Origin of the sequence: Microvirga sp. RSM25 (assembly GCF_044784385.1) — a bacterium.
Taxonomy (GTDB): Bacteria; Pseudomonadota; Alphaproteobacteria; order Rhizobiales; family Beijerinckiaceae; genus Microvirga; species Microvirga tunisiensis.
Genome location: NZ_CP173039.1, coordinates 770263 through 779197, shown reverse-complemented (window position 1 = coordinate 779197; position 8935 = coordinate 770263). Strand labels below are relative to the sequence as shown.

Below are 8935 nucleotides of genomic sequence, written 5' to 3'. Positions count from 1 at the left end.
CATGATGCGCTTCGATTTAGCGCGCCCTGGGGGACGCAGCAATGCAAGGCTAAAGCTTTCCCATGAACTCTTAAACGCTCATCGAGCAGGGCTGATCCAGCGCCTTTGCATGAGGCTTGCTAAGGTCAGGGGCTCGCGATTCAACAGCTTCTGCAAAGCTCAAGCTTTGTGGGAACCCGGAACAGTCCAGTTCGTTGTCCCAACACGAATTGCATGGGAGACTGACATGTTTAAAGGCGGACTGCTTTGGCTCATCGGCATTCCTCTGCCGATCATTCTTATCCTCTTCTTCATGGGCTGGCTGAGCTAAGCTCATATTCTAGTAGAGTTGCGTATGCGTAAAGAAAAAGGGGCGCCAAAAGCGCCCCTTTTTCTTAATCGGCCCAATCGTTTATTCCGCCGCTAGGGCGGTCGGTTGTTCCCTTGACTGGCGCTCCCGCTTGATGAGCTCTGAGGTCAGGAAGGCGATTTCGAGCGCCTGCTCCGCGTTGAGGCGCGGATCGCAATAAGTGTGGTAGCGGTCGCGCAGGTCCGCATCGGTGAGCGCACGGGCGCCGCCAGTGCATTCCGTTACGTTCTTGCCGGTCATTTCCAGGTGGATGCCGCCCGCATGCGTCCCTTCCGCCTGATGGATGGCGAAAAAGTCCTGCACCTCGCCCATGACCCTCTCGAAGGGCCGGGTCTTGTAGCCCGAGGCCGCCTTGATGGTGTTGCCGTGCATCGGATCGCAGGACCACACGACGGTGCGCCCTTCCTTCTGGACCGCGCGGATCAGGCCCGGCAGGTGATCACCCACCTTGTCGGCGCCGAAGCGGCAGATCAGGGTCAGGCGGCCGGCCTCGTCCTCGGGATTGAGTGTATCGATCAGCTTGAGCAGCCCGTCGGCTGAGAGCGACGGACCGCATTTGAGGCCGATCGGGTTCTTGATGCCGCGCATGTATTCCACATGAGCATGGTCGAGTTGGCGGGTGCGGTCGCCGATCCAGACCATATGGCCGGAGGTGGCATACCAGTCGCCGGTCGTGGAATCGACGCGGGTCATGGCCTCCTCGTAGCCGAGCAGCAGGGCCTCATGGCTGGTGTAGAAATCCGTCGAGCGCATTTCGGGATGCGTCTCGGGATCGATGCCGATGGCCCGCATGAAGTTCAGGCTCTCGGTGATGCGCTCGGCGAGCTCGCTGTAGCGCGAGGATTGCGGTGAATCCTTCACGAAGCCGAGCATCCAGCGATGGGCGTTCTCGAGATTGGCGTAGCCGCCGGTGGCGAAGGCGCGAATCAGGTTGAGGGTCGCGGCCGACTGGCGGTAGGCCATGAGCTGGCGGCGCGGATCGGGCGTGCGGGCCTCCGGCGTGAAGGCGATGTCGCTGATGATGTCGCCCCGGTAGCTCGGCAGTTCGACGCCGTCGATGGTCTCCGTCGGGGCCGAGCGCGGCTTGGCGAATTGGCCGGCCGCACGGCCGACCTTCACCACGGGCGAGCCGCCCGCATAGGTGAGTACCACGGCCATCTGGAGGAAGAGGCGGAAGAAATCGCGGATATTGTCGGCCGAATGCTCGGCGAAGCTCTCGGCGCAATCGCCGCCCTGCAGAAGGAAAGCCTCGCCTTTGGCCACCTTGGCCAAGGTGCGCTTCAGCTTGCGGGCCTCGCCCGCAAAGACGAGCGGAGGAAAGCCGGCGAGCTGCTGCTCGACGCTCTCAAGCGCCTCAAGGTCCGGAAAGGCCGGAACCTGCTGGATCGGCTTGTTTCTCCAGCTGTCGGGCGTCCACCGCTCGGTCATGACACTTACCCCCGTGTCCTTTCTCGAAATTCTCGCCGTTCACCGCAACAAGCGGCACGGAACGGCACCTATACACGACATAAACAAAAAGGCGAGTGCGTTAGTGCACCGACGCGCACCAGGGGACTGCGTGTCGCGTCCCCTCGAACCGAGCCTGAAATCCCGCGAAATGGAGAAAATGCGTTCCTCAGCGTGCGTGGCGCTGACGGCTCTCGCGCCGGGACATCCAGAGGGCGCCAAACCCCATCGCCACGGCGATGACCGGGATGCCGAAGTAAACATAGGCTTCCAGGAGGGTCATGGCTTCAGGTCTCTCAAGATCAACTTCGCTATGGAATGTAGGATAAACCCGACGAAAAGCCAAATGATGCTGACCACAATGGCGATAGCATCCCTTGGCATAGCCTCCGATCCGTAACCAACGGCCACCATCGGCCCCACGAACCCGGCGATGACGAACGCGACGGCGACATTGTTGAGCGCCGTCGCGGTCAACTTGGTCTGCTCGTTATGGATCAGGCTCACTCGGCGCCCCCTGCAATGCCGTCCCGGCTTGTCTATCCCACCGCCACCGGCTTCTTGACCACCACAGGCGTGCGCATGGTCACCAGCTCCTCTGCTGCCGTTGGGTGAACCGCGACGGTGCGGTCGAAATCGGCCTTGGTGGCGCCCATGGTCACGGCGACGCCTGCAAGCTGGATCATCTCACCCGCATCGTGACCCATAATGTGGACGCCCACGACCTTGTCGCTGGCCTTGTCGACAATGAGCTTCATGAAGACTCGGTCCTTGCCGCCTGAGAGCGTGGCCTTCATCGGCCTGAAGGCGGTCTTGTACACGTCAATATCGCCATAGATCGCCCGCGCCGCGGCCTCGCCGCAGCCGATCACGCCGATTTCCGGAGTCGAAAAGACGGCCGTAGGGATCAAATCATGATCGACGATGGTCTCCTTGCCTCCGAACACCGTGTCCGCGAAGGCATGGCCCTCGCGGATGGCAATGGGGGTGAGGTTCGCCCGGTTGGTCACATCGCCCACCGCGTAGATCGAGGGCACGAGGGTCTGGGAATAGCCGTCGACCGGGATGGCGCCGACCTCGTCGACGGCAATGCCGGCATTCTCCAGCCCGAGCCCTTTCGTGTTGGGCCGCCGCCCCGTGGCGACGAGCACCTGATCGACCGTGAGCACGGAGCCGTCGGACAAAGTCGCGGCGATTCCTTCGGGTGTCTTCTCCATGCTCCTGAGGGTCGTGCCCAGAGCCAACTTGATCCCGCGCTGGGCATAGGCCTCGCCGAGCGCATCGCGCACGTCCTCGTCGAAGCCGCGAAGGAGCTTATCGCCCCGGTGAAGCAGCGTGACCTCGCTGCCGAGTCCGGCGAAGACGCCCGCGAACTCGACCGCGATGTAACCACCCCCGACAATCAGGATGCGCTTCGGCAGGCTCTCCAGATGGAAGACCTCGTTGGAGGTGATGCCGAGCTCGCCGCCCGGGATGACCGGCTCCAGGGTCGGATGTGCTCCGACCGCCACCAGGATGTAGCGGGCGCGGATGCGCTCCCCGGTCTTGAGCACATGAACCGTATGAGCGTCCTCGATCACGGCGCGGCTGTCGACGATCTCAACGCCGGCCTTCTCCAGATTGGCGCGATAGATCCCCTCGAGGCGGCCGATCTCCCGATCCATGTTGCGGATCAGGGTCGTCCAGTCGAAGTGCGTCTCGCCGATGCTCCAGCCGAAGCCTTCCGCGTCGTGGAAATCGTCGACGAAGCGGCTGGCATAGACCATCAGCTTCTTCGGCACGCAGCCGCGGATGACGCACGTTCCGCCGACCCGGTACTCCTCGGCCACCATGACCTTCGCGCCGTAGCTCGCGGCGATGCGCGCCGCGCGGACGCCGCCGGACCCGCCTCCGATCACGAAGAGGTCGACATCGAATGAGGACATGAGGCGGTCTCCGCTTAATTCTGCGTCTTCGACTTAGACATATAAGGATGGTTTCGGGCGAAGTCGCCCGCCAGCCCTGCTTCGCGCACATGGCTGCTCACCCGGTGACGAAGCTCTTACGCGAAGGTTCAACAACGATAAAGAACCAAGCGCTTGCCGCTCCCTCGTTCCCTCATTAGGGTCTGCCCGGACACGCTGACCCGATGTCAGCGTCAATGGAGGAAACTTATGAGCCAACTTCGTAAAGGTCTTTGGCGCAGCGCTCTCGCTGCGGCGGCCGTGGCAGGATTCGTGACGTCGGCGGCAGCTCAGATGGAGCTCAAGATCATGGCTCCGGCAGCGCCGGGCGGCGGCTGGGACCAGACCGCCCGCTCCATGCAGCAGGCCCTGACCCAGTCCGGCATCGCCAAGAGCGTGCAGGTCACCAACGTGCCGGGCGCCGGCGGCTCCATCGGCATCGCCCAGCTCGTGAACAATTCCAAGGGCGATGGTCATCAGCTCATGGTCATGGGCTATGTGATGGTGGGCGCGCTTCTCACCAACAAGTCGCCGGTAACCCTCGATCAGACGACTCCCATCGCCCGCCTGACGACGGAATACGAGGCGATCGTGGTCCCGGCCAGCTCACCGATCAAGGACGCCAAGGATCTCGCCGCGGCCATCAAGGCCGATCCGGCCAAGGTGACCTGGGCTGGCGGTTCGGCCGGCGGCGTCGACCACATCGCGGCGGCTCTCTTCGCCAAGGCTGCGGGCGCAGACCCGACCAAGATCAACTACATCCCGTTCTCCGGCGGCGGCGAGGCTCTGGCGGCCATCCTCGGCGGCAAGGTGACGGCGGGTATTTCGGGTTACGGCGAGTTCGAGAGCCAGGTGAAGGCGGGCAAGCTGCGCCTCATCGGCCTGACCTCGGCGACCAAGACGGCCAATGTGGACGTGCCCACCATCAAGGAGCAGGGCATCGATCTCGAGATCGCCAACTGGCGCGCGGTCGTTGCCCCTCCCGGCATCTCCGCCGACCAGAAGAAGGCTCTGACGGACGCCATGGACAAGCTGGCCCAGTCCAAGGAGTGGCAGGAACTTCTCAAGGCCAAGGGCTGGGAGAACGCCTACGTTTCCGGCGACGCCTTCGCCAAGATCCTGGCTAACGAACAGGCTCTCACGAAAGAAGTGCTCACTGCGGTGGGGCTGGTGAAGTCTTAAATTTCAAGCTAAAGGCCGTTGGAAGCGCCGCGTTTCTGAGCGCGGCGCTTCTTTTTGGGACATTCCATGGCTACATCTCCCCAGCGGCGCATCGACGTGGCAGGCCTCGTCATCGCGCTCCTTCTTCTTGTCCTTGCCGGCCTGGTCTGGTGGGACATGACCAAGCTCCAGATTCTCTCTCCTTATGACCTCGGCCCGAAGGTCATGCCCATCGTCGTCTCGGTCGGCCTGACCCTGCTCGCCATCGGCAACGCCATTGGAGCCTTGCGCGGCGATCTCCCGGCCCGCGACAGCCTCGACTGGAACCCGATCATACTGATCCTTGGCGGGCTCGCCTGCCTGATCATCCTGATCGCCATCGGCGGTGGCTTCATGATCGGCACGGCCCTTCTGTTCGCCACCACATCGGCAGCCTTCGGGCGTCGTGCGTTCCTGACGGATCTTCTGATCGGCGCGGTCATCGCCGTGTTCGTCTATGTGCTCTTCGCCAAGCTTTTGACCCTGTCCCTGCCGGCCGGGCCGCTCGAACGTCTGCTCTGAGGCTTGTCCATGGAAGCTTTCACATCCTTAGCAGGCGGCCTTGCCGTCGCCATTCAGCCGATGAACCTGCTGTTTGCGCTCATCGGCGTTCTTCTCGGCACCGCCGTCGGCGTGCTGCCCGGCATCGGCCCGGCGCTCACCGTTGCGCTACTCCTGCCGATCACCTTCAAGCTCGATCCGGGGGGATCGATCATCATGTTCGCCGGCATCTATTACGGCGGCATGTATGGCGGCTCGACCACTGCCATCCTGATCAACACGCCAGGCGAAAGCGCCTCCATGGCGACCGCCCTGGAGGGCAACCTGATGGCCAAGGCGGGCCGCGGCGGCCCGGCGCTTGCGACCTCCGCCATCGGCTCCTTCGTGGCCGGCACGATCGCCACGTTGGGGCTCACGCTGCTGGCCCCCTATCTCGTGGAAATCGCCGTAAGCTTCGGCCCCGAGGATTACTTCGCCCTGATGGTCGTGGCTTTCGTGACGGTCTCCGCCACCTTCGGCGATTCTCCGGTTCGCGGCCTCACGAGCCTGTTCATCGGTCTGCTGCTCGGCCTCGTCGGTATCGACATTCTCTCCGGCCAGTCCCGCCTGAGCTTCGGCGTCCCCGAGCTCTACGACAATATCGAGGTGACAACCCTGGCCGTCGGTCTCTTCGCGGTCGGCGAAGCGCTCTACGTGGCGTCCCGCCGGCATATCCACGAGGAGAAGCTCGAGCCCGTCCGCGGCTCCCTTTGGATGACCAAGGAGGACTGGAAACGCTCCTGGAAGCCTTGGCTGCGCGGGACGCTCTATGGGTTCCCGATCGGCGCCCTTCCGGCCGGCGGCGCGGAGATACCGACGTTCCTGTCCTACGCCACCGAGAAGCGCCTGACCAAGTACCCTGAAGATTTCGGCAAGGGCGCCATTGAAGGCGTCGCCGGTCCGGAAGCCGCCAACAATGCGTCCGCCGCGGGCACCCTCGTGCCTCTGCTGACCCTGGGCCTGCCGACCTCGGCCACCGCGGCCATGATGCTGGCGGGCTTTCAGCAATACGGCCTCAACCCCGGACCCCTGCTTTTTGCGGAGCAGCCCAATCTGGTGTGGGGCCTGATCGCCAGCCTGTTCATCGCCAACGCGATGCTGCTGGTGCTGAACCTCCCGCTCGTAGGGCTCTGGGTAAAGCTGCTCGCGATTCCGCAACCCTGGCTCTATGCCGGCATCCTGGTCTTCGCCACCATGGGCACGATCGCGGCCAATCCGTCGCCGGTTGAACTCATCATGCTGACGGTGTTCGGCGTGCTCGGCTTCCTGATGCGGCGCTTCGACTTCCCCATCGCCCCGGTCGTCGTGGGACTGATCCTGGGGCCGATCGCGGAGAGCCAGCTGCGCCGCGCCCTCTCGATCAGCCTAGGCGATCCGATGGTGCTGCTGCAGAGCCCGATCTCGGCGACGCTGCTTGGCATCGCGGTGATCGCCCTGGTCCTGCCCTTCTTCCTCAAAGGCATGGGACGCTTCAAGGCGGTCGAGGACTAACCCATAAAACAGAAAGGCCCGGGAAACCGGGCCTTTTTCATGTCGGAAGAACGATCGATCTCAGTTCAGCTGGTGCCCGCGCTTGCTCATTTCCTGGCGGGCGCGGTCCATGATGAACTCCGAGGTCCGCTGCGACCAGATGGAGAGATCGCGGACCACGTCGTCGAGGACACCGGGCTGGATCAGCACGTATTTCTGGCCGACCGGAGACTTGTAGAAGGCCGCAACCTCCTTCAGCTCGGCCTCGGTCATCCGCGTCGTGAAGATCCGAGCGGTGCTGTCGATCATCTCCTGCTTCTTCTGGTCGACCTCGGGCCGGAGGATGGCCACGACCTGCTCCAGATCCTGCCGGATCTCCGGTCGGGTCACGTTCATCTGCTGAAGCTGGTTGAGCAGCGGGCCGGTCATGGCATCGAAGGCGCCCGTCATCCCGGAGCTGATGGCGACGTCACGGCCAGCGGCAAGGTGGCTGGCGCTGGGCTGCTGCGCCTGCTGGGCGAAAGCCGGGCTCGCGAGCATGAACAATGCGACCGAGGTCGCAGCCAGGCGGGAGGCGTTGCGGATCATAGAAGTGGCTCCAATCGTCATAGCTTTAAGGTCAGAGCTGACCGAGTTCGACAAGCCTGTCGCCCGTTGCGAGGATCGCCCCGGTGGCAAGGCCCATGAAGAGACCGTGCTCCACGACGCCGGGAATGTTGTTCAGCGTCGAGGCAAGCACGTTCGGCTTGTCGATGCGCCCGAGATGCGCATCGAGAATGAAATGGCCCCCGTCCGTGACGTAGGCTGCACCGTCGGGAGCATGCCGCAGATGGAGTTCGCCGCTCATGCCCAGGCTGTCCAGAAGCCTGGCAATGGCCCGCTCGGTGGCCGTGAGGCCGAAGGGCACGACCTCGATCGGGAGCGGAAAGCGGCCGAGCTTCGCGACATGCTTGGATCCGTCGGCAATGACGATCATCCGCTGGCTCGCGGAGGCGACGATCTTCTCGCGCAGGAGAGCGCCGCCGCCGCCCTTGATGAGGCGTAAATCGTCGTCGAGCTCGTCGGCTCCGTCGACCGTCAGGTCGAGGTCGGGGGTCTCGTCGAGGGTCGACAGGGGGATGCCCTCGCGCTGCGCCTGGTCGCGGGTCGCCTCGGAGGTGGGGACGCCCACCACCTTGAGCCCGCTCCGAACGCGCTCGCCGATGGCCGCAACGAAATGCGCCGCGGTCGAGCCGGTGCCCAAGCCCAGCCTCATGCCATCCGTGACGAGCTCGGCAGCCCTCTCGGCTGCAGCGCGCTTGAGATTGTCGCTCACTGAAATCCTCTAAGAATGCATCCGCTCTGGTTTGCGAAAAGCTGTTCTGCTCGCCTCTAGCATGTCAGGACGGCTGGAAGAAAGAACGTTTCACCTTTGGTCGGTCGCAGAATTCCTCGCCGAGAGCATCGATCCCAGAAGTGGATTTGCACTTTTGGGATCGATTCGACGCTCAATCCCTTATGCGGCGGATCGTTGATGCGCCAGCGCCTCAGGGACGCTGCGGCGATGCCCCCATACCCGAGCTGACGCTCGGCGTGGCGGCCGTCGGTGCAGCCGTCGATGCGGCGGGCGACGGAGTCATCTGGGGGTGCAGACCACCCGCTCGTCGAAAACGTAGCAGATGCTCATCTGTCCGGTCCGGTAATTGACCCGAAACACCCCCCTTCCCGCTCGTGACGGGAGGCGACAAGCCCGTATTCCCCCGGCGGCTGGGCTCCGGCGCCCTCGCCTGCACTGTAGCAGAGGGTGACCCCGACCGTGCCTTCCTGGAGACCATATTGGCAGGAGCTCACCTCGCCGGTGATCCGATCGATCCTATAAATCCTGTTCAGGTCGGTCTGAGGCGCGGGCACGAAATCATAAGATGCGGCCAAGGCGGGGCCGGAGAGGCCTCCCAGCGCCAGGACTGCCAAAATCAACGCAGCGGAACCAAGGGGCCGCATTCACCAC

9 protein-coding genes and 1 pseudogene are annotated in these 8935 nt (G+C 63.6%); 4 read left to right on the top strand and 6 right to left on the bottom strand.

Annotation, left to right across the window (positions count from 1 at the left end; all coding sequences use genetic code 11):
- Position 1 precedes the first annotated feature (1 nt).
- Complete coding sequence (locus tag ACD578_RS03635) at positions 2–310, top strand: hypothetical protein (protein WP_404290949.1); 309 nt, start codon at positions 2–4, stop codon at positions 308–310.
- Between the two features lie 81 nt (positions 311–391).
- On the opposite strand, the gene ACD578_RS03630 is transcribed toward ACD578_RS03635, so the two are convergent.
- The 3 genes from ACD578_RS03630 to gor all read right to left on the bottom strand — a co-directional run bounded on the left by ACD578_RS03630 (position 392) and on the right by gor (position 3720).
- Positions 392–1777, bottom strand: a complete 1386-nt coding sequence (locus ACD578_RS03630) for a class II 3-deoxy-7-phosphoheptulonate synthase (protein ID WP_404290947.1) — start codon at positions 1775–1777, stop codon at positions 392–394.
- 297 nt (positions 1778–2074) lie between these two features.
- The gene (locus ACD578_RS03625; protein ID WP_162003052.1) at positions 2075–2302 is read right to left on the bottom strand and encodes a hypothetical protein; all 228 of its coding nucleotides are present in this window, start codon (positions 2300–2302) and stop codon (positions 2075–2077) included.
- 32 nt (positions 2303–2334) lie between these two features.
- On the bottom strand, positions 2335–3720 hold the full coding sequence (gor, locus tag ACD578_RS03620) for a glutathione-disulfide reductase (RefSeq protein ID WP_404290945.1): 1386 nt from the start codon (positions 3718–3720) through the stop codon (positions 2335–2337).
- A 228-nt stretch (positions 3721–3948) separates the two neighbouring features.
- On the opposite strand from gor, the gene ACD578_RS03615 reads away from it, so the two are divergent.
- The 3 genes from ACD578_RS03615 (at position 3949) to ACD578_RS03605 (ending at position 6969) form a co-directional block, all read left to right on the top strand.
- Positions 3949–4920, top strand: coding sequence for a Bug family tripartite tricarboxylate transporter substrate binding protein (locus ACD578_RS03615; protein ID WP_404290943.1), 972 nt, complete (start codon positions 3949–3951; stop codon positions 4918–4920).
- Between the two features lie 66 nt (positions 4921–4986).
- Positions 4987–5460, top strand: coding sequence for a tripartite tricarboxylate transporter TctB family protein (locus ACD578_RS03610; RefSeq protein ID WP_404290941.1), 474 nt, complete (start codon positions 4987–4989; stop codon positions 5458–5460).
- Between the two features lie 9 nt (positions 5461–5469).
- Positions 5470–6969, top strand: a complete 1500-nt coding sequence (locus tag ACD578_RS03605) for a tripartite tricarboxylate transporter permease (protein ID WP_404290939.1) — start codon at positions 5470–5472, stop codon at positions 6967–6969.
- Between the two features lie 60 nt (positions 6970–7029).
- Here ACD578_RS03605 and ACD578_RS03600 read toward each other — a convergent pair whose 3' ends face one another.
- The 3 genes and pseudogenes from ACD578_RS03600 to ACD578_RS03590 form a co-directional block, all read right to left on the bottom strand.
- Entirely contained in the window at positions 7030–7536 is a 507-nt protein-coding gene (locus ACD578_RS03600; protein ID WP_404290937.1) for a DUF2059 domain-containing protein, read from the bottom strand.
- A 31-nt stretch (positions 7537–7567) separates the two neighbouring features.
- Entirely contained in the window at positions 7568–8263 is a 696-nt protein-coding gene (gene rpiA / locus ACD578_RS03595; protein ID WP_404290935.1) for a ribose-5-phosphate isomerase RpiA, read from the bottom strand.
- A gap of 211 nt (positions 8264–8474) precedes the next feature.
- Positions 8475–8928, bottom strand: a pseudogene (locus ACD578_RS03590) (hypothetical protein).
- Positions 8929–8935 lie beyond the last annotated feature (7 nt).